The 26553-nt window shown below is 69.7% G+C and carries 22 protein-coding genes; 1 reads left to right on the forward strand and 21 read right to left on the reverse strand.

Annotated features, from left to right (window positions below; translation table 11 throughout):
• Positions 1-229: 229 nt before the first annotated feature.
• The 19 genes from tyrS to infC form a co-directional block, all read right to left on the reverse strand.
• Positions 230-1507, reverse strand: a complete 1278-nt coding sequence (gene tyrS / locus RZ1_RS24885; protein ID WP_072815237.1) for a tyrosine--tRNA ligase — start codon at positions 1505-1507, stop codon at positions 230-232.
• Between the two features lie 7 nt (positions 1508-1514).
• On the reverse strand, positions 1515-2105 hold the full coding sequence (locus RZ1_RS24890) for a DNA-3-methyladenine glycosylase (RefSeq protein ID WP_072815238.1): 591 nt from the start codon (positions 2103-2105) through the stop codon (positions 1515-1517).
• An 82-nt stretch (positions 2106-2187) separates the two neighbouring features.
• Complete coding sequence (locus RZ1_RS24895) at positions 2188-2409, reverse strand: Trm112 family protein (protein WP_068164102.1); 222 nt, start codon at positions 2407-2409, stop codon at positions 2188-2190.
• A gap of 39 nt (positions 2410-2448) precedes the next feature.
• Positions 2449-5475, reverse strand: coding sequence for an AMP-binding protein (locus RZ1_RS24900; protein ID WP_083583908.1), 3027 nt, complete (start codon positions 5473-5475; stop codon positions 2449-2451).
• Between the two features lie 103 nt (positions 5476-5578).
• A complete protein-coding gene (gene argH, locus RZ1_RS24905; RefSeq protein ID WP_072815240.1) occupies positions 5579-7024 on the reverse strand; it encodes an argininosuccinate lyase in 1446 nt (481 codons plus the stop codon).
• A gap of 2 nt (positions 7025-7026) precedes the next feature.
• Positions 7027-8226 (reverse strand): argininosuccinate synthase, encoded by a 1200-nt coding sequence (locus tag RZ1_RS24910; RefSeq protein WP_072815242.1) that lies wholly within the window; start codon positions 8224-8226, stop codon positions 7027-7029.
• 47 nt (positions 8227-8273) lie between these two features.
• Entirely contained in the window at positions 8274-8801 is a 528-nt protein-coding gene (locus RZ1_RS24915) for an arginine repressor (protein WP_139281970.1), read from the reverse strand.
• 2 nt (positions 8802-8803) lie between these two features.
• Positions 8804-9733, reverse strand: a complete 930-nt coding sequence (gene argF, locus RZ1_RS24920; protein ID WP_072815244.1) for an ornithine carbamoyltransferase — start codon at positions 9731-9733, stop codon at positions 8804-8806.
• A 3-nt stretch (positions 9734-9736) separates the two neighbouring features.
• Positions 9737-10957, reverse strand: a complete 1221-nt coding sequence (locus RZ1_RS24925) for an acetylornithine transaminase (RefSeq protein WP_072815245.1) — start codon at positions 10955-10957, stop codon at positions 9737-9739.
• A complete protein-coding gene (argB, locus tag RZ1_RS24930) occupies positions 10954-11883 on the reverse strand; it encodes an acetylglutamate kinase (protein ID WP_072815283.1) in 930 nt (309 codons plus the stop codon). Before argB ends, RZ1_RS24925 begins: the two co-directional genes overlap by 4 nt.
• Before the next feature lie 26 nt (positions 11884-11909).
• Positions 11910-13112 (reverse strand): bifunctional glutamate N-acetyltransferase/amino-acid acetyltransferase ArgJ, encoded by a 1203-nt coding sequence (argJ, locus tag RZ1_RS24935; RefSeq protein ID WP_238072370.1) that lies wholly within the window; start codon positions 13110-13112, stop codon positions 11910-11912.
• A gap of 62 nt (positions 13113-13174) precedes the next feature.
• Entirely contained in the window at positions 13175-14248 is a 1074-nt protein-coding gene (gene argC, locus RZ1_RS24940) for an N-acetyl-gamma-glutamyl-phosphate reductase (protein ID WP_072815247.1), read from the reverse strand.
• A gap of 153 nt (positions 14249-14401) precedes the next feature.
• Positions 14402-14836: a PspA/IM30 family protein gene (locus tag RZ1_RS24945; RefSeq protein WP_072815249.1), complete on the reverse strand. Its 435-nt coding sequence runs from the start codon at positions 14834-14836 to the stop codon at positions 14402-14404.
• Between the two features lie 130 nt (positions 14837-14966).
• Positions 14967-17450: a phenylalanine--tRNA ligase subunit beta gene (pheT, locus tag RZ1_RS24950; protein WP_072815251.1), complete on the reverse strand. Its 2484-nt coding sequence runs from the start codon at positions 17448-17450 to the stop codon at positions 14967-14969.
• Between the two features lie 58 nt (positions 17451-17508).
• The gene (gene pheS / locus RZ1_RS24955) at positions 17509-18579 is read right to left on the reverse strand and encodes a phenylalanine--tRNA ligase subunit alpha (protein WP_072815252.1); all 1071 of its coding nucleotides are present in this window, start codon (positions 18577-18579) and stop codon (positions 17509-17511) included.
• A gap of 81 nt (positions 18580-18660) precedes the next feature.
• On the reverse strand, positions 18661-19473 hold the full coding sequence (locus RZ1_RS24960; protein ID WP_072815253.1) for a TrmH family RNA methyltransferase: 813 nt from the start codon (positions 19471-19473) through the stop codon (positions 18661-18663).
• Positions 19474-19511: 38 nt separating this feature from the next.
• Positions 19512-19892: a 50S ribosomal protein L20 gene (gene rplT / locus RZ1_RS24965; RefSeq protein ID WP_006553977.1), complete on the reverse strand. Its 381-nt coding sequence runs from the start codon at positions 19890-19892 to the stop codon at positions 19512-19514.
• A gap of 62 nt (positions 19893-19954) precedes the next feature.
• Complete coding sequence (rpmI, locus tag RZ1_RS24970; protein WP_068164069.1) at positions 19955-20149, reverse strand: 50S ribosomal protein L35; 195 nt, start codon at positions 20147-20149, stop codon at positions 19955-19957.
• Between the two features lie 69 nt (positions 20150-20218).
• Positions 20219-20932, reverse strand: coding sequence for a translation initiation factor IF-3 (infC, locus tag RZ1_RS24975; RefSeq protein WP_169918115.1), 714 nt, complete (start codon positions 20930-20932; stop codon positions 20219-20221).
• 416 nt (positions 20933-21348) lie between these two features.
• On the opposite strand from infC, the gene RZ1_RS24980 reads away from it, so the two are divergent.
• A complete protein-coding gene (locus RZ1_RS24980) occupies positions 21349-21699 on the forward strand; it encodes a DUF1844 domain-containing protein (protein WP_072815254.1) in 351 nt (116 codons plus the stop codon).
• Here RZ1_RS24980 and RZ1_RS24985 read toward each other — a convergent pair.
• Positions 21693-23510, reverse strand: a complete 1818-nt coding sequence (locus tag RZ1_RS24985; RefSeq protein WP_072815255.1) for a pyruvate kinase — start codon at positions 23508-23510, stop codon at positions 21693-21695. The two genes, RZ1_RS24980 and RZ1_RS24985, sit on opposite strands and share 7 nt — an antisense overlap.
• Positions 23511-23589: 79 nt before the next feature.
• A complete protein-coding gene (uvrA, locus tag RZ1_RS24990; RefSeq protein ID WP_072815286.1) occupies positions 23590-26514 on the reverse strand; it encodes an excinuclease ABC subunit UvrA in 2925 nt (974 codons plus the stop codon).
• Between the last annotated feature and the right edge of the window lie 39 nt (positions 26515-26553).

Raw genomic sequence — 26553 nt, forward strand, 5'->3', positions numbered from 1 at the left:
TTCCGGGGCAACTGTTCCAACCTAGCAGAGGCGCCTCACCGAGTCAAAATCTCTCGGATCGATACGATCTTCTGCTGGGTGTTCGATCATCTCGGGGCACTAAAGTTGCCCGTACCTTCCGGTCCGGGTCTGTGTCCCTGTCGCTCGAACGACGACTAAGTTACGCCTCCGCTAACGGGCCGTCAAATCCGCAGGTCAACGGCCCGTCAGCCGTAACGGTCGAGGCTGGTCAGTCCCGCAGGACGCGCACGCCGGCGAAGTTCCGCTTGCCTCGCCGGACGACCAGCCACTGCCCGTGCAGGAGATCCGACTCGCCCGGTGTCCAATCCTCCGCGGCGATACGCCCGTTGTTGACGGACGCGCCGCCTTCCTTCACCGTGCGGCGTGCCGCGCCCTTGCTCTCGCACAGCCCCGTCGCGACGAGCAGGTCGACGATCGTGGACGACTCGCCGTCGCGGACTTCGGCGATCGACGCCTCGGCCAACGCGGCCGCGAGGGTGCCCTCGTCGAGATCGGCGAGCTCGCCGCGACCGAACAGTGCCCGGCTCGCCAGTTCCACAGCACGGGTGTTCGCCTCGCCGTGCACGAGGGTCGTCATCTCCGCCGCGAGCCGGCGCTGGGCCTCGCGTGCCTGCGGCCGTTCCGCGGTGGCGACCTCGAGTTCGGCGAGCTCTTCCTGACCGAGGAAGGTGAACCAGCGCAGGTACTTGATGACGTCGGCGTCACCGGCGTTCACGAAGTACTGGTACCAGGCGTACGGCGTGGTCATCTCCGGATCGAGCCACAGGCTGCCGCCGCCCGTGGACTTGCCGAACTTCTTGCCGTCGGCGGAGGTCACCAGCGGAACGGTGAGCGCGTGCACCGACGCCCCGTCGGTGCGTCGATTGAGTTCGACGCCGGCGATGATGTTGCCCCACTGGTCGGAGCCGCCGACCTGCAGCGCACAGCCGTACTTGCGGCGCAGTTCGACGAAGTCGTTGGCCTGCAGGAGCATGTAGCTGAACTCGGTGTACGAGATGCCGTCACCTTCGAGGCGGCGCTTGACGGTGTCGCGCGCGAGCATCACGTTGACCGAGAAGTGCTTGCCGATTCCGCGCAGGAAGTCGATCGCGCTGAGTTGTCCGGTCCAGTCCATGTTGTTGGCGACGACGGCGCCCGTCGGGGAATCGTCGAAGTCGACGAACCGCTCGAGCTGACTGCGGATGCGTTCGGACCACTCGGCGACGGTATCGACGGAATTCATCGTTCGCTCCCCCACCTCGCGGGGGTCTCCGATCATGCCGGTGGCGCCACCGGCGAGAACGATCGGTCGATGGCCCGCGCGCTGGAATCGCTTGAGAGCGAGAAGCGGCACGAGGTGACCGGCGTGCAGGCTCGGCCCGGTCGGATCGAAGCCGGCATACAACGTGAGCGGACCAGCGTCGAGGTCTCGGCGCAGTGCGTCGATGTCGGTCGATTGGGCGATGAGCCCGCGCCAGGTCAGTTCGTCGAGAATGTGCTCAGTCACCGCTCGATCATCCCATCCGGGGATCGGCGGCCGGCGCCCGCGGGCTCCGCCGGTATGCCGAGACGCCGACTGCGCCGGGGATCCACAGCCGCCACGGCCGGTCGGCCGCCTGCGAGATTCCGACGCGGGGGCCGGTCTGCACCGAGTCCGTCACGTCGCCGGCAGCGAGGTCCAGACGCACCCGCGATGTCGCATCGAGCACGTCGAGGCCGTTGTCGGCCAGGGTCAGGCCCAGTGCTTCGGCGAGATTGCCCGGGCCCCTCGCCAGGTTCGGAGCTGCGGTGCCCGGGGTCCGGCGGGCGCGGACGGTTTCGGCCCCGGACACGACCTGCGCTCCGCGCAGCAGCGCCGCACCCGCGACCCCGTCGGGTCCGATCGAGATGTTCGCGCAGTGATGGAGGCCGTAGCTGCGGTACACGTACAGATGTCCGGCCGGGCCGTACATGACCGCGTTGCGGGTGGTGCGACCGCGATACGAATGGGCCGCCGGGTCGGGCCAGGGACCGTCCTCGGGTCCGCCGTACGCCTCGACCTCGGTGATGCGCAGTGCGACGTCGCCGACGCTGAGGATCGCGCCGAGCAGCATGCGGGCGCCCATGACCGGGTCGACCGCCGCGAGCGGCGTTCGACGTACCGCCGCGAGCGGGTTCTGCCGGGTCGAGTCGTCGCCGGTCAGCCGGTCAGTCCTGCGTCCAGCCCGCGACCCCGCGCGCGACGTAGTCGTCGTGTTCGGCATCGGTGACGTCACGAGCTTCGTCGACGAGGAGGACGGGAATGCCGTTCTCGATGGGGTAGGCGCGCCGCAACCGTGGGTTGTAGAGCACCGCGTCGTCCACGAGGAGCAACGGCCCCTTGTCCTGCGGGCAGGCCAGGATGCTCAACAGCGTGGGGTCGACAGCCACCGTTGTCCTCTCGAAGTGCGATATGTGATCCGGACCAGGCTACCGCGCGGTGGAACCCGCATCGACGATGCCCGCCTCCAGTCGCGCGACGACCGCCTTGGTGAACCTCTTGTAGGTTCCCGTCTCGGGATCGGCGTACCAGGAACGCACGGTGGGTTTCGGCAGACCCTGCGCTCGCAGCGTGTCCGCGATGGGCCTGAAGGAGGGGCCGAGCGGGATGTGCGGCACCACGTGGACCACGTCGGGGCGTTCGGCGGGAGGAAGCGCGTCGAGTGCCGCGGTGATCTCCAGGACGCTCGGTGCCTTGTTCTCCCGCAGTGTGCACGCCGCGACGGCGAGGTCGGCGTCGCCGGCGCGCACGTCGTAGGCGACGACGAGATCGACTCGGGGTAGCGCTCCGAGGGCGTCGACGACGGGCTGCGCATAGACGGGGCCGTGTGGTGTGAGGATGACGGTGCGTTTGTTGTCGAGCAGCCAGAAGTCGCCGTCGGTGTCGCGCCGGAACAGGTTCTCGGTGGGGACCCAGGCGTCACCGGCCTCGAACACGCCACGCATCACTCCTGCGGAGATGTCCGTGGTCGCGCTCTGACGGCCGAGGAGCAGCCCGACCTCGCCGGGCGCGCTCTCCCGGACGAAGCCTCGCTCGTCCTCGAGGAATCGTCGGCCGACCGGATCGTAGGCAGCCAACCGGACGTCGGCGCTGCCGGGCAGCGCCCGGCCCTTCGACCCGACCTTCGCGCCGGAGACGTTGGCCAGCACGATCGCGCCTTCGGTGGAGGCGTAGAACTCGAGAACCTGCGCGGGCGTGAACCGCTCCATGGTGCGCCGCCACAGCCCGGGCGTCATGCCGGATCCGAGAAACAGGCGCACCGGATGGATGTCGTCGATGTGCAGCGAGGGGCTGTCGAGGATCTCGCGCAGCATCGCCCACGTGTAGGTGACGACGGTGACGCCGTACCGGTGCACTTCGTCGCTGAACCGTGCCGGGTCCAGTCCCCGTGACAGCGCGATGCGGGATCCGCCGGCGAGCGCACCGCCGAGACTGACGAGCAGTCCCGAGGAGTGGTGCAGTGGCGCCAGGCAGTACACGGTGTCGCCGCGGCCGAGGGCGGCGGCGGTGGCGGTACCGAACGCCGACAGTGCCCACCTGTGGTTGGTGATGAGCTTCATCTCGAGCGAGTCGCCGTGACCGGTGAACAGGATGAAGCCGAGTTCGCGGGCCGTGCCCGGGTCCGGCACATACCACCCCGGCAGTTCCACCGTGGTGGTGTCGAGGCGTTCGAGGTCGACGACGTCGGAGCCGGGTTCGATGTCGATGTCGCGTAGGTCGCCGCCGCCGAGCACGAGGGCGGGCAGGCCGGTCGCGACGGCGGTCGGGAGGTTCTCCGGGTCCGTGACGATCTTCTCGACGGTACCCAGCCGTAGTGTCTCGTCGAGGTCGGAGCCGGGCGGCAGCAGCACGGACACTCCGCCGATACGGGAGACCGCCGCGACCGCGGCCATGGCGCTGGGGCGCGTCTCCATGAGGACACCGACGTGCATGCCCGGGCGGACGCCGCTGTGGATGAGCCCCGCCACGACGTTGTCGATGCGGCGGTTGACGGCGGCGTAGGTGTAGACGCGGTCGTCGAAGATGAAGCACTCGCGGTCGGCGGCCTTGCGTCCCTGCTCCGCCAGCAGACTGCCGACGGAGATCCGCGTGCGCGGCTGGATCTGGCCGAGCCGGGCCAGCCGCGGCAGAGCCCGCGCGGCCTCACCCGACAGTTCGCGAGCGCCGCGGACGGTGCCCGCGGCGATCTCGGCGATGCCCTTGCCGACTTCCACGCCGACCTCGGCGATGGTGGCGGCGGTGTGGGTCAGCCGGCTGGTGACGGACACCCCTGTCTCGCCTTCGGCATGCGGTTCGGGCGCGGCCATCGGGACGATTCCGACCGGTCGATCACCCTGCTTCTCGCGCCACAGCACCCATTCCCCGACGGCGGGCCACGTGTGCTGCGCCGCGGAGGTACCGACAACCAGACCGAAATGACCTGCCCGCAAACAGTATTCGAAAACCTCTGCGCGAGGCGATGCCTTGCGGATGCCGCGTACGGCGAGCGGCTGCCCGATGTCGTCCACCTCGCCGACGAACGCGAGGATCGGGCAGGTGATGTCCGCGAGGGTTACGGCACGGTCGTTGATGACGAACCCGCCGCTGACCATCCGGTTGTGCGCGATGAACTGACGCAGCAGATCCGCGACCGCGGGACCCGACCAGGCGACCCAGCCCTCGGTGTCGAGGAAACGGCGTTGTGGTTCACGCGGCAGCAGCGCTTCGCGGTCGTGCAGTTGCATGACGAACTCGAGCCGGGCCCGCACCGTCTTGATCGGGTCGAGGAACTGGAAGCCGGTGCGGGCCATCCACCCGGTGATCGCCATCCGGTTGAAGACGTGGTCGGCGAGGAAGTCCGCGCCGCGGATAGCGACGGCGTCCGGGATACCCAGCGGCAGCGCGGCCAGGGTGTCCACCGGGCTGCCGAACGTGATCAGGCTCGCGATGTTGCGACTGCGCCGGTATGCCGCGGCCTGATAGCAGAACATGCCGCCCTGCGAGTATCCGGCGAGATGGATGTTCCGGCCCGTGTAGTCGTGTACCCGGTCGACGATCTCGTCGAGGGCGACGATGTGATCGGTGAGGGTGCGCTGCCAGCCGCCCTCTTCCTGGTCCGGGGACCCGAAGTCGACGACCCATGGATCGAGGCCGGCGGCGTGCAGCATCCCCACGGCGCCCTTGTCGCGGGTCACGTCGTACACATCGGCCGACATCATCATCGGCGGCACCAGCACGATCGGGATCCCCGTCGCCGCGGTGTCGGCCTCGGGGAAGTAGCGGCGCAGGCGGTACATCGGGGTGCGCGCGACGACCTGGAACGGCGACGGTGTCGCCCCCGTCTCGAGCCCGCCGAACCGAATCACCTCGAGTCCGTTCTGCGCCGCCGCCACGACGCGACGCAGAGGCCCCATCACCGATTCACTGCCAAGTCCCACGAACCGCACCTCATCCGCCGCGCGTACGAAATCCGACATGCCCAGAAGACCCAGACTGCCACACGCTCGGTATGCCACAGGCCGGTTCGAAACGCCGTGTGCGTCACACTCGGTGTCGATCGAACCGGCCTGCTCGGATCGCTCAGGCGCGAACCTGGTTCCTCAGCTCCTGCGCGGCCGCGCGGACCCCGGCGAGCTGCTCGGCGACGCGGTCGCCGGCCGTGCCCCCACGCGCGTTGCGGGACGCGATGGATCCCTCCACGGTGAGCACCTCACGCACCTGCGGGGTGAGCGCGGGATCGACCGCGGCGAGTTCCCCGTCGGTGAGGTCCTCGAGCCCCACACCGCGGCTTTCGGCGACCTTGACGCAGGCTCCGGCCGCTTCGTGCGCGACCCGGAACGGCACGCCCTGACGCACCATCCACTCGGCGATGTCCGTCGCGAGGGTGAATCCGGCGGGTGCGAGCTCGGCCATCCGGTCCGTGTGGAACGTCAGTGTCGCGACCAGGCCGGTGATCGCCGGGAGCAGCAGCTCGAGCTGCGCCACCGAGTCGAACACCGGTTCCTTGTCCTCCTGCAGGTCGCGGTTGTATGCGAGCGGCTGCGCTTTGAGCGTCGCGAGCAGACCGGTGACATTGCCGATGAGACGACCGGCCTTGCCGCGGGTGAGTTCGGAGACGTCCGGGTTCTTCTTCTGCGGCATGATCGACGATCCGGTGGACCACTCGTCGGCGAGGGTGATGTACCCGAACTCGGGGGTGCTCCACAGGATCACCTCCTCCGCCATACGGGACAGGTCGACGGCGATCATCGCGAACACGAACGCGGCTTCGGCCGCGAAGTCCCGCGAACTGGTCGCGTCGATCGAGTTGTCGGCGGCCGAGTCGAAGTTCAGCTCGGCGGCGATCGCGTCGGGGTCGAGCCCGAGCGACGACCCGGCGAGGGCGCCGGACCCGTACGGGGACACGGCGGCACGCTTGTCGAAGTCCCGGAGCCGCTGGACGTCACGCAGCAGCGGGTGCGCGTGCGCGAGCAGGTGGTGCGCGAGCAGGACCGGTTGTGCCGCCTGCAGGTGCGTCTTACCCGGCATGACCGCCTGCGGGTGCGCGGCCGCCTGATTCGCGATGGCCTCGACGACGTCGAGCACGCCCTCGGAGATGCGCCGCGCGGCGTCGCGCAGCCACATCCGGAACAGCGTGGCGACCTGGTCGTTGCGGGACCGACCGGCTCGCAGGCGCCCGCCGACCTCCGGTCCGACCCGGTCGATGAGGCCGCGTTCGAGGGCACCGTGGACGTCCTCGTCGGACTCGGCGGGAACGAATGCCCCGGAGGCGACGTCGGCGGCGAGCCGGTCGAGGCCGTCGAGCATGGTGGCGAGGTCGTCGTCGCTGAGCAGCCCGGCCCGGTGCAGGACCTTCGCGTGCGCCTGGGAGGCGCGCACGTCGTACGGGGCGAGTGCCCAGTCGAAGTGCGTGGACTTGCTCAGTGCCGCCATGGCGGCGGCCGGTCCGGATGCGAACCGGCCGCCCCACAGGGCACCTTCGTTGGTGCCGTGTGCCTGGACGCCTCCGGCGTCGTGCGCGGTCACCGTTACAGGCCCAGATCGCGCTTCGCGGCGACCTTGGACGACAGGCCGTGGATGTTGACGAAGCCCTTCGCGAACGACTGGTCGAAGCTGTCGCCCTCGTCGTAGGTGGCGAGATTGAAGTCGTACAGCGACTGCGAGCTGCGCCGGCCGTTGACGGTGATCGCGCCGCCGTGCAGGAACAGCCGGATGTCGCCGGTGACCTTCTCCTGGGTCTTGAGCACGAACGTGTCCAGGGCCTCCTTCAGCGGCGAGAACCACAGGCCGTCGTAGACCAGCTCGGACCAGCGCTGCTCCATCTGCCGCTTGTAGCGTCCGAGTTCGCGCTCGAGGGTGACGTGCTCGAGTTCCTGGTGCGCGGTGATGAGCACCATGGCGCCCGGGGCCTCGTAGATCTCGCGGCTCTTGATGCCCACGAGCCGGTCCTCGACCACGTCGAGGCGGCCGACGCCCTGTGCACCGGCGCGCTTGTTGAGTTCCTGGATGGCTTCGAGGACGGTGACGGGCTTGCCGTCGATGGCGACCGGCTTGCCGGCCTCGAAGCTGATGATCAGCTCGTCCGGGGTGTTCCAGTTGAGGGTCGGATCCTGGGTGTAGTCGTAGACGTCCTTGGTGGGCGCGTTCCACAGGTCCTCGAGGAAGCCGGTCTCGACCGCGCGGCCCCAGACATTCTGGTCGATCGAGAACGGCGACCGCTTGGTGACGTTGATCGGGATCTGGTTCTCCTCGGCGAAGGAGATCGCCTTCTCCCGGGTCCAGGCGTAGTCACGAACCGGGGCGATGACGTCCAGGTCGGGGGCTAGGGCGCCGAAGCCGACCTCGAAGCGGACCTGGTCGTTGCCCTTGCCCGTGCAGCCGTGCGAGACGACGGTGCCGCCGTGCTCGCGCGCGGCCTTGACGATGTGCTTGACGATCAGCGGCCGGCTGATCGCGGAGACCAGCGGGTAGCGGTCCATGTACAGCGCGTTGGCCTGGATGGTGGGCAGGCAGTACTCGTCGGCGAATTCGTCCTTGGCGTCGACGACGACGGACTCGACGGCACCGCAGTCGAGTGCGCGCTGACGCACCACCTCCATGTCCTCGCCGCCCTGGCCGAGATCGATGGCGACGGCGACGACCTCCTTGCCGGTCTCCTTGCCGATCCAGCTGATGGCAACGGAGGTGTCCAGCCCGCCCGAGTAGGCGAGTACGACGCGATCGGCCATTGTTCTTGCGCTCCTTCTTTATTCGACTGACGTCTATTGGTTGTAGTTCAGGCGAGTGATTCGATTTTCGCGGCCAGTTCGGCGCCCGTCATCGGCTCGCGGGCGATCACCGCGATGGTGTCGTCCCCGGCGATCGTGCCGACCACCTCAGGTAATGATGCCCGATCGAGTGCACTGGCCAGATAGTGCGCTGCCCCCGGGGGCGTGCGCAGCACCGCGATGTTGCCGCTGTGGTCCGTGGAGACCAGCAATTCGCCGAGGAGGCGGGACAGTCGATCGGTGCCTCCGGACACCCCGCGCACGGGGCTGCCGTCCTCCGGGACGACGTATACGCCGGCTCCACCGTCGGCGGCGCGGAGTTTGACCGCGCCGAGTTCCTCGAGGTCACGCGACAGCGTCGCGGTAGACACCTCGATGCCCTCGGCGGCGAGCAGCGCGGCCAGTTCGGTGTGGCTGCGCACCTCCCGGGTTGCGACGAGCGCGGTGATCCGCGCCTGCCGCGCCGCGCGCGTGGGGGCCGAGGACGCGGCGGGACGGTCCGTCGCTCCCTCGGGTCGGCTCGCCGCGGTACTCACGGTCAGTTCTCCCGCTGCTCGAGCAACCACACGAGCAGTGCCTTCTGGGCGTGCAGCCGGTTCTCGGCTTCGTCCCACACGACCGCGCGGGGTCCGTCGAGGACGTCGGCGGTGATCTCGCGACCGCGGTAGGCGGGCAGGCAGTGCAGCACGATGGAATCGGGCTTCGACAGGGCCAGGAGCTCGGCATTGACCTGGTACGGCCGGAACACCGAGTCGCGGTCGAGTCCGTCGTCCTCCTGCCCCATCGACACCCAGGTGTCGGTGACGAGCACGTCGGCGCCCGCCGCGGCGGCCTGCGGGTCGTCGGTGAGGGTAACGCTGCCGCCGGTCTCCTCGGCGCGGGCACGGGTCGCGGCTACGACGTCGGGGTCGGGCACGAACCCGGCCGGGGAGGCGATGGTGACGTGCATGCCGGCGGTGACGCCGCCGAGCATCAGCGAGTGGGCCATGTTGTTGGCGCCGTCGCCGAAGTAGGCCATGGACAGGCCTGCGGGGCTGCCTTTGTGTTCGCGGATGGTCTGCAGGTCCGCGAGCACCTGGCAGGGGTGGAAGGTGTCGGTGAGTGCGTTGACGACCGGGACCGTCGAGTGTGCGGCGAGCGCCTCGAGGCGGTCCTGACCGTAGGTGCGCCACACGACGGCCTCGGTGAACCGGGAGAAGACGCGGGCGGTGTCCTCGAGGGTTTCACCCTTGCCGATCTGGGTCGACCCGGCGTCGACGACGATGGCGTGACCGCCGAGCTGGGCGATGCCGGCGTCGAACGAGAGGCGGGTGCGCGTGGACGTCTTGTCGAACAGCACCGCGACGCTGTACGGGCCTTCGAGAGGACGCTGCGACAGGGGTGCCTTCTTGAGCTCGGCGGCGAGGTCGAGGATCTGTGTCTGTTCCGCGGGGGTGACGTCGTCGTCGCGCAGGAAATGCCTGATCATGGGTTAGCTCGTTCCTTCCTGCAGGGCCGTGTCGAAGATCGCGGGCAGTGCGGCGACGAACCCGTCGGCCTGTTCCTCGGTGAGGATCAGGGGCGGGGCGAGCCGGATGACGTCGGGGGCGGCGCCGTTGACGAGGTACCCGGCCTCGCGTGCGGCGGTCTCGACCGCGGCGGACTTCGGTTCGGTGAGGACGATGCCGAGCAGCAGGCCGGAACCGCGGACCCGGTCGACGAGCGGGTGTCCGAGTTCCTCGATGCCGGTGGCGAGGTGCTTGCCGACGGAGTTGACGTGGTCGAGGAGATTCTGGTCGTCGATGGTGCGCAGCACGGCGAGCGCGGCGGCGGCACACACGGGGTTTCCGCCGAAGGTGGTGCCGTGCTTGCCGGGCTGGAACAGCTCGGCGGCGGGTCCGGTGGCGACGACCGCGCCGATGGGCAGGCCACCGCCGAGACCCTTGGCGAGGGTCATCACGTCCGGGACGATCCCGTTGGCCTGGTGCGCGAAGAACGTGCCGGTGCGGGCGATGCCGGTCTGCACCTCGTCGAGGACGAGCAGCGCGCCCTTGTCGGCGGTGATGCGCCGGGCCGCGGCGAGGTAGCCCTCCGGCGGGACTACGACGCCGGACTCGCCCATGATCGGTTCGAGGAACACAGCGGCGGTGTTCTCGTCGACGGCGGCCTCGAGAGCGGCGGTGTCGCCGTAGGGGACGAATTCGACTCCGGGGGGCATGGGTTCGAACGGTGCACGCTTTTCGGGCTGGCCGGTGAGGGCCAGCGCCCCCATGGTGCGTCCGTGGAACGCCCTCTCCGCGGCGATGATCTTGGGCCGGCCGGTGAGCCGCGCGATCTTGAAGGCGGCCTCGTTGGCTTCGGTGCCGGAGTTGCAGAAGAACACGCGGCCCTGGCCGGGGCGAGCGGAGCGACGGGTGGTGTCCTCGCCGAAGTGCGCGAGCAGCCGTTCGGCGAGTTCGAGCACCGGCGGCGAGGCGTACAGGTTCGAGACGTGACCGAGCTGGTTCAGCTGCGCGGTGACCGCGTCGATGATCGCCGGGTGGCGGTGACCGAGGCTGTTGACGGCGATGCCACCGAGCAGGTCGAGGTACTGCTTGCCGTCGGCGTCGGTGACGATCGCGCCGTCGCCGGCGACGAGCGCGACCTTCGGCACGCCGTAGTTGTGCATGAGCGAATGCGCCCAGCGTTCCTGCAGGTCGGACGTGCCGGTCATGCTGTGCCTTCCTGGGTGGGGGTGGGCGTCTGGGGGTGGGTGAGGGTCACCATCGTGCCGATGCCCTCCTCGGTGAACAGTTCGAGCAGGACGGAGTGCGGCTGGCGGCCGTCGATGACGTGCGCGGTGGGGACGCCGCCCTGCACGGCGCGCAGGCAGGCTTCCATCTTCGGGACCATCCCCGTGTCGAGGGAGGGCAGCAGCGCCGAGAGCGCGGTGGTGTCGATCCGCGAGGTCAGCGAACTGCGGTCGGGCCAGTCGGTGTAGAGCCCTTCGACGTCGGTGAGGACGACGAGTTTCTCGGCGCCGAGCGCTTCGGCGAGCGCGGCCGCGGCGGTGTCGGCGTTGATGTTGTGCACGATCCCGTCGGCGTCCGGTGCGATCGTGGACACGACTGGGATGCGTCCGGCGGCGATGAGGTCGAGGACGGCGGCCGGGTCGACGGTGGTGACGTCGCCGACCAGCCCGATGTCGGTGTCCTCGCCGTCGACGACGACCGTGCGGCGGGTCGCGGTGAACAACCGGGCGTCCTCGCCGGAGATACCGACGGCGTACGGTCCGTGGCTGTTGATCAGCCCGACGAGCTCGCGGCCGACCTGACCGAACAGCACCATCCGCACGACGTCCATCACTTCGGGGGTGGTGACGCGGAATCCGCCGCGGAACTCCCCTGTCATGCCGAGGCGCTCGAGCATGGCGTTGATCTGGGGTCCGCCGCCGTGTACGACGACCGGGTGGATGCCGACGGTGCGCAGGAACGCCATGTCGGCGGCGAACGCCGACTTGAGGTCGTCGTCGATCATGGCGTTGCCGCCGTACTTGACGACGACGATCTTGTCGCGGAATTTCTGCAGCCAGGGCAGCGCCTCGGCGAGCACGAACGCCTTCTGGTGCGAGGTGAGGCTCGCGATGAGGTCCTCGAGCATGTCGTCTCCCGTCACGTTCTGTGCCGTCACGACGAGTACGCCGAGTTCTCTTCGACGTACGCGTGCGAAAGGTCGGTGGTGCGGATGGACACCTCGGCGTCGCCGATGCCGAGGTCGATGTCGAGGGCGATGTCGATGCCGGACAGGTCCACGTCGCGGGCTCCGGGGGCGCCGACGCCGTCGGTGCACACCGGGCTGCCGTTGAAGGTCACCGAGATCTTGTTCGGGTCGAGTTCGATCGGGGCGATGCCGATGGCGGCGAGGACGCGCCCCCAGTTCGGATCGGATCCGAACAGTGCGGTCTTGACGAGGCTGTCGCGGGCGACGGTGCGGGCACCGACGAGGGCGTCGGATTCGCTGGCGGCGCCACGGACGGTGACGGTGACGCGCTTGGTGACGCCTTCGGCGTCGGCCATCATCTGGTCGGCGAGGCTGTCGCACACGGCGAGGACCGCGGCGTTCAGTTCGTCCTGGGCGGGGGTGATGCCGCTGGCCCCGGAGGCGAGCAGCAGCACGGTGTCGTTGGTGGAGGTGGCGCCGTCGATGTCGAGCCGGTCGAAGGTCTGCCGGGTCGCGTGGCGCAGTGCTTCGTCGAGCTGGGCGGCGGTCGCGACCGCATCCGTCGTGAGGACGACCAGCATGGTGGCGAGCGCGGGGGCGAGCATGCCGGCACCCTTGCCCATGCCGCCGACGTTCCACTTGTCGGCGTGGTGCAGCGCGGCTTGCTTGGGGACGGTGTCGGTGGTCATGATCGCGTGCGCGGCGTCGGTGCCTCCCGAGATACCACCGGCGAGTTCGTGGACGATCTCGTCCACACCGGTGAGGACCTTGTTCATGGGCAGCCGGTCGCCGATGAGGCCGGTGGAGCACACCGCGATCTCGCCGGCACCGGTTTCGGTGCCCCAGTTGCTCAGCGCGGAGGCGAGCGCCTCGGCGGTCGCGTGGGTGTCCTGGAAGCCTCCCGGGCCGGTGCACGCGTTGGCGCCGCCGGAGTTGAGGACGACCGCGCGCAACGCGCCGGCGGTGAGGACCTGTTGGGACCACAGGACCGGCGCGGCCTTGACCTTGTTGGTGGTGAAGACACCGGCCGCGGCGAGGCCGGGGCCTTCGTTGAAGACGAGTGCGAGGTCGGGGTTGCCGTTGGCCTTGATGCCGGCCCGGATCCCGGCGGCCCGGAAACCGGCGGGGCTGGTCACGCCCTGGGTGCGGATGAGCCGCCCGCCGGCGATCTCGACGGCGTCGGCGTAGACGTGCTCGGCGTGCGGGTCCGCAGCGGGCGAGGTCGGGTCGGTCACGGGGCCACTCCTACGGTGGACAGGCCGGCGGTCTCGGGCAGGCCGAGCGCCAGGTTCATGGACTGCACCGCTGCTCCGGCGGTGCCCTTGGTCAGGTTGTCGAGTGCGGCGACGACGACGAGCAGGCCGGCGTCGGCGTCGACGGTGACGGCGATCTGCACGGCGTTGGAGCCGACCACCGAGCCGGTGGCCGGCAGGACACCCTCGGGCAGCAGTTGCACGAACGGCTCGTCGGCGTAGGCCTTCTCGTAGACGGCGCGGGCTTCGTCCGCGGTCGCGGTGGTCGGTGCGGTGCAGGTGGCGAGGATGCCGCGCGGCATGGGGGCCAGGACGGGGGTGAAGGAGACGGAAACCTCGGTGCCGGCGAGGGCGGAGAGGTTCTGCTTGATCTCCGGGGTGTGCCGGTGGACGCCGCCGATGCCGTAGGCGCGGACCGAGCCCATCACCTCGGAGCCGAGGAGGTCGACCTTGGGGGACTTGCCGGCGCCGGAGGTCCCGGAGACGGCGACGATCTGCACCTTCGGTTCGACGATGCCGGCGGCGACCGCCGGGGCCAGGGCGAGCGACGCAGACGTCGGGTAGCAGCCGGGCACCGCGATGCGGGTGGCACCGACGAGCCGCTCCCGTTTGCCGGGGAGTTCCGGCATGCCGTAGGGCCAGGTGCCGGCGTGCTCGCCGCCGTACCAGCGCTGCCAGTCTGCGCTGGACTCGAGCCGGAAGTCGGCGCCGCAGTCGATGACGACGGTGGTGTCGGGGAGCTGCTCGGCGATGACCGCCGAGTGACCGTGCGGCAGGCCGAGGAAGACGACGTCGTGACCGGTGAGGGTGTCGAGGTCGGTGGCGCCGAGCACGCGATCGGCGAGGGGCAGCAGATGCGGATGGAACTCGCGGAGGGTGGCGCCGGCGTTGCCGCCGGCGGTCAGTGCGCCGATGACGAGGGAGCCGTCCTGGTAGGCGGGGTGCCCGAGGAGCAGGCGCAGGACTTCGCCGCCCGCATAGCCGCTGGCACCCGCCACCGCGACCCGAATCGGCGACTGCGGCGTCGCCGTGAATGCCGGTGAGTTACCCATACGATTCATTATGCACGGCGATGCAAATTTATTCATTCGCGGGTCGTCGAACCACCCGTCCCCACCCGAGCGAATGTATCGTTCGGCTCCTTCAACCGAGCCAGCGGTACATTCGCTCGGACGAACGGGAACGGACGGCGGGCGGGCGGCGGGTCACGAGGTCATCGATCGCCGGATCTCGGCGAGTTTGTCCGCGGCGGCCTTCTTCCTGTCCTCGAACTCCTCCTCGAGCGTGCGCGCGGGTTCGGTCTCCCGAGCGAGTTCCTCCGCACCCATCGCGGTGCCGAGCCGCTTCTCGATCTTGTCCCGGACCGCATCGAAGGTGGGCACTCCGCCCTCGGTGTAGCCGGTGACCTCCTCGATCGACGGTGCGCGCACCACCCCTTCGGCGGGGGTCACGTCGGGCACCGACGGTGACGGTTCGACCTCCGGCTCCGGATCGGCGGGCGTCACGTCCGGAATGTCCGGGCCCGGCGGCACGTCCGGTACGGTCGGAGAATTCGGTTCGGCCGGAGTCACATCCGGCACGGGATGATCGGGCCGCTCGGGGTCGGGAGCACGGTCGGGGTCGGTCGGGTCCGTGGTCATGTCTCCAGGCTACGTCGCCGGTCTCCGTCACCGGCCTCCGCCGCTGCAACAAGTTCGACCGTGCCGGGTCGCGATCCGGTCACGAGGATGGGCACGCACACCGACCGTCCGGTACGTGCCCATCCGACGATCATCCGCGCAGTTGCGCTCCCACGGCAGCCGACGCGGAAGCCACGGCGGCATCCCGCGCCGCGCTCGCCTCGTCCTCGGTGAGTGTCCGATCCGGGGCGCGGAAACGCAGCGCGAACGCGAGCGACTTGCGGTCCTCCCCGACCTGGGCGCCTTCGAACACGTCGAACAGGCGCACGTCCTCGAGCAGATCACCGCCCCCGGCACGCAACGCGGCCTCGACGATCGCCGCGGGCACCGCCTTGTCGACGACGACCGCGACGTCCTGCAGCACCGGTGGGAACGGCGACACGGCCGGAGCGGGCAGCGACTCGACGATCGGCAGCGCATCGAGATTCAGCTCGAATGCGCAGGTCCGTGCCGGGAGTCCGGCACGCTCGATCACCGCCGGATGCAGTTCACCGGCGTGTCCGACGACCTCGCCGTCGACGAGCAGCGCGGCGCAGCGGCCCGGATGCCACGGCAGGTACCGGGCGGCTCGACGCTCGAGTCGCACCCCGGCGGCCGCCGCGACCGTGTCGGCCGCCGCGAACGCGTCGACGGCGTCGGCGGCGCGACCGCCGCCCCACGGACCGGCAGGCTCACGCAGGCCGCAGAGCACACCACCGATGTGTACCGGCTGCTTCGGCAACGATCCTTCGAGCACGGCGATCTGCTCGTCGGTGGGTCGACGATCCACCGGCAGCGCCTCGACCGCGCGCGTCTCGGCGCCGGGCAGCACGACCTGCGCGATCGAGAACAGCGACAGGTCCCGCTGGCCGCGAGCGACGTTGCGCGACAGCACCTCGAGCAGCCCCGGCAGCAGCGTCGTAGCGAGTTCGGGACGATCCGCCTCGAGCGGGTTGAGCACCCTGGTGGTGGTGCGGCGCGGGTCGTCGACGTCCAGACCCCACGTGTCGAAGACGTGCGCGGGCAGGAACACCGGCGCCAGCACCTCGACGTATCCGTCGGAGGCCAGCGCCCGGCCCACCGCGCGGCGGCGCTTCTGCGACGGCGTCAGGCCGCGCCCGGCCGGGGCGGCGGGCAGCACCGACGGGATCTGCTCGAGGCCCTCCAGCCGCAGCACCTCCTCGACCAGGTCGGCGGGCTGACGCAGGTCCGGCCGCCACGACGGCGGCGTCACGATGAGCTGACCGTGCCCGTCCACCCCGACCCCGACCTCGACGGCGCAGCCGATCTGGGTGAGCCGACGCGCGGCGGTGCCGTTCGGGTAGGCGACCCCGGCGACCCGGTCCGGCAGGTCGATGTCCATGCGGATCGAGACGGGCTCGACCGGGATCGACACGTCGGTCAGCAGCGGCTCGACCCGGCCACCGGCGATCTCCACCAGCAGCGACGCCGCCCGGTCCAGCGCGGGCAACGCCACCTCGGGGTCGACGTTGCGTTCGAAGCGCTTACCGGCCTCGCTGGAGAGCTTGTGCCGGCGGTTGCCGCGGAACACCGCCAGCGGATCCCAGGTGGCGGCCTCGAGCAGCACGTCGGTGGTGGTGTCGCCGACCTCGGTGGTGGCGCCGCCCATGATGCCGGCCAGGGAGACGACACCGGAGTCGTCGGCGATGACGACGTCCTCCGGGTCGAGGTCGCGCTGGACACCGTCGAGGGTGGTGAGCTTCTCCCCCGCGCGAGCCCGGCGGATGACGAGCTCACCCTGCAGGGTCGCCGCGTCGAACGCGTGCAGCGGCTGACCGAGCTCGAGCATCACGTAGTTGGTGACGTCGACGGCCGGGCTGATCGGGCGCACCCCGGCGGTGAGCAGGCGCCGCTGCAGCCACCACGGCGACACCGCGTCCGGGTCGATGCCGGTGACCCGGCGCGCGGCGAACCGCGTGGCACCCGACTCGGGTTCGAGCCGGATCGGGTACGCCTCGCCGTCCGCCGGATTTGGGGTCACCTGCGCCGGATCGGAGAACTCGAGGTCGAAGCCGCACGCGAGTTCGCGGGTCAGGCCCCGCACCGAGAAGCAGTAGCCGCGGTCCGGGGTGATGTTCAGTTCGATGACGGTGTCGCCGAGGCCGAGCAGGTCGTTGGCGTCGGTGCCGGGCACCGCGCTGCCCTCCTCGAGCACGAGGATGCCCGAGTGGTCCTTGCCGATGCCGAGTTCGGCGATCGAGCAGATCATGCCGTCGGACACCTGGCCGTAGGTCTTGCGGGTCGCGATGACGAAATCGCCGGGCAGCACCGCGCCGGGCAGCGCAGCGACGACCAGGTCACCCTCGGCGAAGTTGCGGGCGCCGCACACGATGCCGCGCGGCTCGGCTTCACCGACGTCGACCCGGCAGAACCGGATCGGCTTCTTGAATTCGGTGAGCTCGGTGATCTCGACGACCCGGCCCACGACGAGGTTGTCGATGCGGGTGAGGGTGTCGACCTCCTCCACCTCGAGACCGACCCGGACGAATCCCGCATCGAGTTCCTCGGCGGTGACATTCCACTCCGGGGTGGAACGCTGCAGGATCTCGGTCAGCCAGGACTGCGCTACTCGCACGTGAGTTCAGCTTTCTCGTTCGTTCGATTCTCGGGAGTTGTCGGGTTCGGGGCGGGCGTCAGCCCTGCACACCGAACGGCAGCGTGAACCGCACGTCGCCTTCAACGATGTCGCGCATGTCGGAGATGCCGTTGCGGAACTGCAGGGTCCGTTCGAGTCCCATTCCGAACGCGAACCCGGTGTACACGTCGGGATCGATGCCGGAGGCCCGCAGCACGTTGGGGTTGACCATGCCGCAGCCACCCCACTCCACCCAGCCGGCGCCGCCCTTCTTGTTCGGGAACCACACGTCGACCTCGGCGGACGGTTCCGTGAACGGGAAGTAGTTCGGCCGCATGCGGGTACGGGTGTCCGGACCGAACAGCGCGCGGGCGAACGCGTCGAGGGTGCCGCGCAGGTGCGCCATCGTCAGGCCCTTGTCGACCGCGAGACCCTCGATCTGCGAGAACACCGGGGTGTGGGTGGCGTCGAGCTCGTCGGTGCGGAACGTGCGCCCCGGGCACACCACATAGATGGGGATCTCGCGGGACAGCATGGTCCGCACCTGCACCGGCGACGTGTGGGTGCGCAACACCTGCCGCGAACCCTCAGGGGCGATGTGGAAGGTGTCCTGCATGGTCCGCGCCGGGTGGTCCGGCAGGAAGTTCAGGGCGTCGAAGTTGAAGTGCTCGGTTTCGACCTCGGGACCCTCGGCGACCTCCCAGCCCATCGCGACGAACACGTCGGAGACCTGCTCGGAGATGATGGTGATCGGGTGCCGGGCACCGGCCGCGCCGCGGCTCGCCGGCAGGGTCACGTCGATCGCCTCGGCGACGAGGACCGCAGCGTCGCGCTCGGCCTGCAGCTGCGCCTTCCGCTCGTCGAACGCCGCCTGCACGGCGGTGCGGTGGGCGTTGACCCGTTTGCCTGCGTCGGCGCGCTCGTTTCCGGGCAGCGAACCGAGCGCCCGCTTCGCGAGCGAGACGGCCGCCTTGTCGCCGAGGTGCTCGATCTTCGCCTGCGCGAGCGCATCGAGGTCGGTGGCGGCGGCGAAAGCCTCCTGCGCGGCCTTCTCGGCGGCGGCGAGCGCTTCCTCGGTCAGCGCGCTGGGGTCCACTGCCGGCGGGGTGCCGCCCTCATTCTTGGCCACGACCGGTGCAACTCCTTCTTCCGGCGAACGTTTCATTCGGGTACTGCCGGGACCGGATCCCGGCAGCACAACACACAAATCCTAGGCGATGGGTCCGTGCACGCGATGCTGCACCCGCGCGCTGGCATACAGGCAGATCGACGCGGCGGTCGCCAGGTTCAGCGACTCGGCGCGACCCCGGATCGGGATCCGCACCCGATGATCGGCGCGTGCGGCGATCTGCGGGTCCAGTCCGTGTGCCTCGTTGCCGAACAGCCAGGCGGTGGGCGCGGCGAGCAGCTCGTCGGCGTCGTCGAGATCCACTTCGCCGTCGGCGGCGGTGGCGAGCACCTGCAGACCGGCCTCGGCGAGTGCGCCGAGCACCCGGTCGGTGTCGCGTTCCCGGGCCACCGGCAGATGGAACACGCTGCCCGCAGACGCGCGCACGCACTTGCCGTTGTGCGGGTCGACGCTGTCGCCGGCGAGGATCACACCGTCGGCGCCGACGGCGTCGGCAACCCGGATCACGGTTCCGGCGTTGCCGGGCTCGCCGACCGCGACGGGCACCGCGAGAAGCCGGGCCTGCGGGGAGAGCGCCCGGTCGAGCGGCACGTCGAGCAGGTCGCACACGGCGACGACACCCGGCGGGGTGACGGTGTCCGACAGGCGCTCGGCGGCACGATCGGTGACGAGCGAGACGTGGACGCGGCGACGGTGCGCGGCGTCGAGCAGACCCGGGTAGCGGGCAGCGGCGGCGGCGGTGACGAACACCTCGTGGACGGTCGCGGTGTCGAGCGCCTCGGCGACCGAGTTCTCCCCCTCCGCCAGGAATCGGCCGGTCTTGCGGCGTTCGGCGGTGCGCAGCAGTTTCACAGCAGAAACGACCCGTGGTGTGCGCTCGGTGAGCGGATCCACGGGTCGTTGCTGTGCTGTCGTGTCGTTCAGTGTGCTGCTCAGGCTGCCGGAGCGTTCACGTCGGCCGGCAGGGCGGCCTTCGCGACGGCGACCAGGCCCGCGAACGCCTCGGCGTCGGAGACGGCGAGCTCGGCGAGGATCTTGCGGTCGACCTCGACACCGGCGGCCTTGAGGCCCTGGATGAACCGGTTGTAGGTGATGTCGTTGGCGCGGGCAGCGGCGTTGATGCGGCTGATCCACAGCTTGCGGAAGTCACCCTTGCGCGCACGACGGTCGCGGTAGGCGTAGGTCAGCGAGTGAAGCTGCTGCTCCTTGGCCTTGCGGTACAGCCGCGAGCGCTGCCCGCGGTAGCCCTTGGAAGCCTCGAGAATCGAACGGCGCTTCTTCTGGGCGTTGACTGCCCTCTTCACGCGTGCCACTGATATGTCCTGTCAGTTTCGGGGGGCAGGTACTCGCCCCCGGGATGGTCGGTCGGGAAAGCTCAGATGTCGAGCAGGCGCTTGATGCGCGGCGCGTCGACGGCGGCGACGACGGCGGTGCCGTCGAGGCGGCGGGTCACGCGCGAGGACTTGTGCTCGAGCAGGTGGCGGCGGCCGGCCTTCTGGCGCAGGATCTTCCCGCTGCCGGACACCTTGAATCGCTTCGCGGTGCCGCTGTGGGTCTTCGACTTGGGCATGGAGTCCTCAGTTCTTCCGGTTGTTCGGGGACGTCGTGCTCGTACAGCACCGGCTGTGCTGCCGAGCGGCTAGCTGGTCTGCGCGTCGCTCTGATCGCTGGCCGGCTGGTCCTCGGCCGGTGCGGGCGCGGGAGCAGCGGGCTCCGCGGCGGACGCGGGGGTCGGCCGCGGTGCGGCCTTGGCCTGCGGGGCCTGCGCGGCCTCCTGGGCCTTCACTCGGGTCTTCGCGCCCTTGTGCGGGGCCAGCACCATCGTCATGTTGCGGCCGTCCTGCTTGGGCGAGGTCTCGATGAAACCGAGATCGGCCACATCGGCACCCAGACGCTGCAGCAACCGGAATCCGAGTTCCGGACGCGACTGCTCGCGGCCACGGAACATGATGGTGACCTTGACCTTCGACCCGGCTTCGAGGAAGCGAACGACGTTGCGCTTCTTGGTCTCGTAGTCGTGGTCGTCGATCTTCGGCCGGAGCTTCTGCTCCTTGATCACGGTCAGCTGCTGGTTCTTGCGCGATTCGCGCGCCTTCTGCGCGGCCTCGTACTTGAACTTGCCGTAGTCCATGATCTTGCACACGGGCGGGCGGGCGTCGGGGGCCACCTCGACCAGATCGAGGTCGGCTTCGTATGCCAGGCGGAGTGCATCTTCAACACGCACGATTCCGACCTGTTCACCACCCGGTCCGACGAGTCGGACCTCGGGAACTCGGATGCGTTCGTTGATGCGGGTCTCAGCGCTGATGGGGCCTCCTAGGTAGAGCGGTGCGGTCTGTTGACCGCGCCGCAGCACGTGGGCCCGATATTCCTCGACGAAAAGACCCCGCAGCGGCGCCGAAGCTCCACGCGGGGTCCGATTACCGACCGGCCCGACGAACCGGCAGCCGGAGCTGCACGCTCATCGCTCACCATCGAGGCGAGTCGCCCCCAGCACACAAGGTGCGGGGCAGACCGGACCACTGAGCTGCAACAATGTGCCGCCAGAGGTGGGAGTCGGACTCCACTTTGCTGCCCACGCGTGTTCCACGTGGGCGGTCGTGGCATTCAGAGTAGCAAATCTGCACGTGGGGATCGAATCGGGCACCCCGCGCCCGACCCACACGCGATCGAACTGCACCCCCGCGCCCGACCCACACGCGATCGAACTGCACCCCCGCGCCCGACCCGCAAGCGATCGAACGGGACCGAGGTGGGATCCTCGACAGCATGACCGACACCCCCGAGACGCCCGCCGACGACGTGCGCGACCTGGCCGAGATCCCCGCCGTCGAGGTCATCAGCCGCGCCGCCGTGATGCTGATGAGCTCCGCTGCCGAGAAGCTCGGCCTCGCCGACGAGAACCCCGACGACAGCGTCCACCTGGACCTCGACGAAGCACGCCGCGTCATCACCGCGCTCGCCGGCCTGGTCACCGCGTCCGTCGAGTACCTCGGACCCCACGCCGGCCCCATCCGCGAGGGCCTGCAGGCCCTGCAGAAGGCGTTCCGTGAGGCGTCGGCACATCCCGACGAGCCTGGCAAGGGACCCGGCGAGAAGTACACCGGACCCGTCTACTGAGCCTGCGGGACGCCCGGTTCCTCCCAGGCCCGCAACTGCCGCAGCAGCGAGTCCTTCTTGCGCTGGTGATCGGACATCCGGCGCAGCACGTCGTCGAGGAATCGCACAGCGTGATCGACGTACGGCCCCTTGTTCAACATGACGCATTCCGCTCGCCCGGACGCCGCCGCATCGGTGATCTCCGCCCGCGACGGCCGTCCGGTGCGCGCCAGCGTGTCGAGCACCTGCGTCGCCCAGATCACCGGGACGTGCGCCGCCTCGCACAGCCACAGGATCTGCTCCTGAACCTCCGCGAGCCGCCCGTACCCGGCCTCCACCGCGAGATCGCCGCGTGCGATCATCACGCCCACCTGCGGTGAATGCATCGCGGCGAACAGGATCGACGGGAGATTCTCGAAGCCACCGACCGTCTCCACCTTCAGGATCACCCCGAGGTTCGTGCCGCCGAGTTCGGCGAGCCGGTCCTGCAGGCCGGTCACGTCCGCAGCGCTGCGCACGAACGACAGGCTGACCGCGTCGGCGTGTTCGACGACGAACGGCAGATGTGTCAGATCCTCCTCGGTGAGCGCGGGCAATCGCAGTTCGGTATCCGGCAGGTTGATGCCCTTTCCCGCGCCGAGCCGCGAGCCGCGCGGACCGGCGTCGACGATGCGCACCCGTAGACCCGACGAGCCGGATTCCTCGATCACCCCGCCGATCTTGCCGTCGTCGAAGAAGATCCGGTGGCCGATGCCGGCGTCCTCGAACACCTGCGGCAGCGTGCATCCGATCCGGGGCGGCTCGGCGTCCGCGTCCACGGGTTCCGCGTCCGGGACGACGAGCAACTCGTCCCCCACGCGCAGGGTGAGCCTGCGCTCGCGGGCCGGCAGGTCGGCGACCGCCGTGCTGTCCCCGCGGTGGGCACGCAGTCGCGTCCCCGGGACGAGGTAGGCGGTGTCGGCAAGTTCGGCGCGCACGCCGTGTTCGGTGTCGACGACGACGAGAGTGCGCTTGGAGCCGCGGGTGTCGCGGAAGGTGACGCGGTCGCCGGGGCGGCGACGCGCCAACCACAGTTCGTCCTGCACCGGGACGGTGACCGTGCCGTCATCGCAGGCCGGGGCGCCGGGGCGTGCGAGCCGGACCGCGACCGGGGCGACGGTGCGGCCGAGCGCGTCGCGCTCCGGTTTGGCGTGGACCACGGCAGGACCGGGTATCACGGGCCCCGTGCGCAGTTTCGGTCCGCCCAGATCCATCGTCACGGTGATGTGCCGGCCGTGCGCACGTTGGGCACGCCGCACGTGCGCGATCATCTGCTGCCACTGCTGCGGCGTGTCGTGGGCGCAGTTGATGCGGACCAGTTCGGCACCGGCCGCGACGATCCGGTCGACGAGGTCCGCGTCGGTGGCGGCCGCCGTCGGCAGGGTCACCATGATGCGGGTGCGGCGTCCACCGGCCGCGGCACCGAGCAGCGCGGCGGCGTTCCGATCGAGCAGGCGCCGGCCGTCGACGAAACCGACCGCCCCGGAATCGATCTCGCAATCCGGAAGGTCGGCCAGCCTGGCCACCGCGTGGCGCACGGCGTCGATGTTCGCGAGCACGTGCGCCTCGGCGCGACCGAGGGACGACAGCCCGCATTCGGCGAGATCGGACTGCAGATCTCGTATGTCGCGGCGGCGCAGCGCGACGTAGTGCGCGAGGTTCTGCGCGCTCGCGCGGTGCCGGGGTTGGGCCTGCGCCCACCGTTCGTCCGCGGAGGCGGCAGCGACGAGCCCGTCCCGCAACTCGTCAAGGGCGGAGGCGATCGCGATCAGATCGACGGGAGCATCGGTCATGGCGTCAGGCTACGGAGCGCGCGTTTCCCCCGCCTTACGCGCAGTTGAACGGTCAGTCATCGCTTCGTGCACCCTTCCGCTACCCGACCGCCGCGGCCTTCTTCGGGGCGCGCTTGCGGGCCGGCTTGCGAACCGGTTCCGGTGCCGGCGCGACGTCGAGTGCCTCCGCGAGGAACCGCCCGGTGTAGCTGGCTTCGGTCGCCGCGATGTCCTCCGGGGTGCCCTGCGCGACGACGGTGCCGCCGCCCGAGCCGCCCTCCGGTCCCATGTCGATGACCCAGTCCGCGGTCTTGATGACATCGAGGTTGTGCTCGATGACGATGACCGTGTTGCCCTTGTCGACGAGCCCGTTGATGACGCCGAGAAGCTTGCGGATGTCCTCGAAGTGCAGGCCGGTGGTCGGCTCGTCGAGCACGTAGACGGTGCGTCCGCTCGACCGCTTCTGCAGTTCCGCGGCGAGCTTGACGCGCTGCGCCTCACCCCCGGACAGGGTGGGCGCCGGCTGCCCGAGTCGCACGTATCCGAGCCCGACGTCCACGAGGGTCTTGAGGTACCGGTGGATCGAGGTGACCGGCTGGAAGAACTCGGAGGCCTCCTCGATCGGCATGTCGAGCACCTCGGCGATGTTCTTGCCCTTGTAGTGCACCTCGAGGGTTTCGCGGTTGTAGCGGGCGCCGTGGCACACCTCGCACGGCACGTACACGTCGGGCAGGAAGTTCATCTCGATCTTGAGGGTGCCGTCGCCGGAGCACGCCTCGCAGCGGCCGCCCTTGACGTTGAACGAGAACCGGCCCTGCTGGTAGCCGCGCACCTTCGCCTCGGTGGTCTGCGAGAACAGGGTGCGGATCTTGTCGAACACACCGGTGTAGGTCGCCGGGTTCGACCGCGGGGTTCGGCCGATCGGCGACTGGTCGACCTGGACCAGCTTGTCGAGCTGGTCGAGACCGTTGACGCGGGTGTGCCGGCCCGGCACCTGGCGGGCGCCGTTGAGCTTGTTCGCCATCACGGTCGCGAGGATGTCGTTGACCAGCGTGGACTTGCCGGACCCGGACACGCCGGTGACGCTGGTGAGCACACCGAGCGGGAACGACACGTCGATGCCGCGCAGATTGTTCTCGCGGGCCCCGACGACGGTGACCTGACGCTTGCGGTCGATGGGCCGGCGCACCGGCGGCACGTCGATGCTCCTGCGTCCGGACAGGTAGGCACCGGTCAGCGATTCGGTGTTGTCGAGCAACTGCTTGTACGTGCCGGTGTGCACGACCCGGCCGCCGTGTTCACCGGCGAACGGCCCGATGTCGACGACCCAATCGGAGGCGCGGATGGTGTCTTCGTCGTGTTCGACCACGATCAGGGTGTTGCCGAGATCCCGCAGCCGCGTGAGGGTTTCGATGAGGCGACGGTTGTCGCGCTGGTGCAGGCCGATGGACGGTTCGTCGAGCACGTACAGCACGCCGACGAGGCCGGACCCGATCTGCGTCGCCAGCCGGATGCGCTGCGCCTCGCCACCGGAGAGGGTCGCCGCGGCGCGCGAGAGCGTGAGGTATTCGAGGCCGACGTCGAGCAGGAATCCGAGGCGCGCTTGCACCTCCTTCAGCACCGACCCGGCGATGGCCTCCTCGCGGGTGCCGAGGGTCAGGCTGTTCAAGAACGCCGAGCACTCACCGATCGACAGATCGCACACCTCGGCGATGGACTTGTGTCCGCCGTCGGCCGAGATGGTGACCGACAGGATCTCCGGCCGCAGCCGCGCGCCCTCGCACGCCGGGCACGGAATGTCGCGCATGTACCCGTCGTAGCGGTCCTTCATCTGCTCGGACTCGGTCTGCTCGAGCCGGCGGTGCAGGAACGGCATCACGCCCTCGAACTCGGCGTAGTACGAGCGCACCCGGCCGTAGCGGTTCTTGTAGCGGACGTGGACCTGTTCGGTACTGCCTTCGAGGATCGCCTTGCGGGCCTTGGCGGGCAGCTTGTTCCACGGGGTCGACAGGTCGAAGCCCATGATGTCGCCGAGACCGGACAGCAACCGGTTGAAGTACTCGGAGCTCTGGCCCGCCGACCACGGCGCGATCGCGCCGTCCTCGAGGGTGCACTCGGGGTCGGGCACCACGAGTTCCGGGTCGACCTCTTTGCGGACGCCGAGACCCGTGCACTCGGGGCAGGCACCGTACGGGGAGTTGAACGAGAACGAGCGGGGCTCGAGGTCGTCGATGGACAGCGGATGCGCGTTGGGGCACGCGAGCTTCTCGGAGAAGCGGCGTTCCCGGTCCGGGGCGTTCTCGTCGCGGTCGACGAAGTCGAGCACGACGATGCCCTCGGCGAGCCGCAGTGCCGTCTCGATCGAGTCGGTGAGCCGCTGCTTGGCGGTGGCCTTGACGGCGAGGCGGTCGACGACGACCTCGATGTCGTGCTTCTCCTGCTTCTTGAGCTTCGGCGGGTCGGTCAGCGGGTAGACCACGCCGTCGACGCGCACGCGGGCGAAGCCCTGGACGGTGAGCTGCTCGAACAGGTCGACGAATTCGCCCTTGCGGGTTCGCACGACCGGCGCGAGGACCTGGAACTTGAGTCCCTGCTCCATGTCGAGCACCTGGTCGACGATCTGCTGCGGCGTCTGCCGCGCGATCTGCTCACCGCAGACCGGGCAGTGCGGTGTGCCGGCGCGCGCATACAGCAGACGCAGGTAGTCGTAGACCTCGGTGATGGTGCCGACCGTCGACCGCGGGTTGCGGTTGGTGGACTTCTGGTCGATGGACACCGCCGGGGACAGGCCCTCGATGAAGTCGACGTCCGGCTTGTCCATCTGGCCGAGGAACTGACGTGCGTACGCGGACAGCGATTCGACGTAGCGCCGCTGCCCCTCGGCGAAGATCGTGTCGAAGGCGAGGCTCGACTTGCCGGACCCGGACAGCCCGGTGAACACGATGAGGCTGTCCCGCGGGAGGTCCACGTTGATTCCGCGCAGGTTGTGCTCCCGCGCGCCTCGCACGATCAGGCGATCCGCCACGCCACGTCCTTCCTTCGGACCCCGCGCCTGGTGGGCGCG

The organism is Rhodococcus zopfii NBRC 100606 = JCM 9919 (assembly GCF_001895025.1).
Lineage (GTDB): Bacteria > Actinomycetota > Actinomycetes > Mycobacteriales > Mycobacteriaceae > Rhodococcus > Rhodococcus zopfii.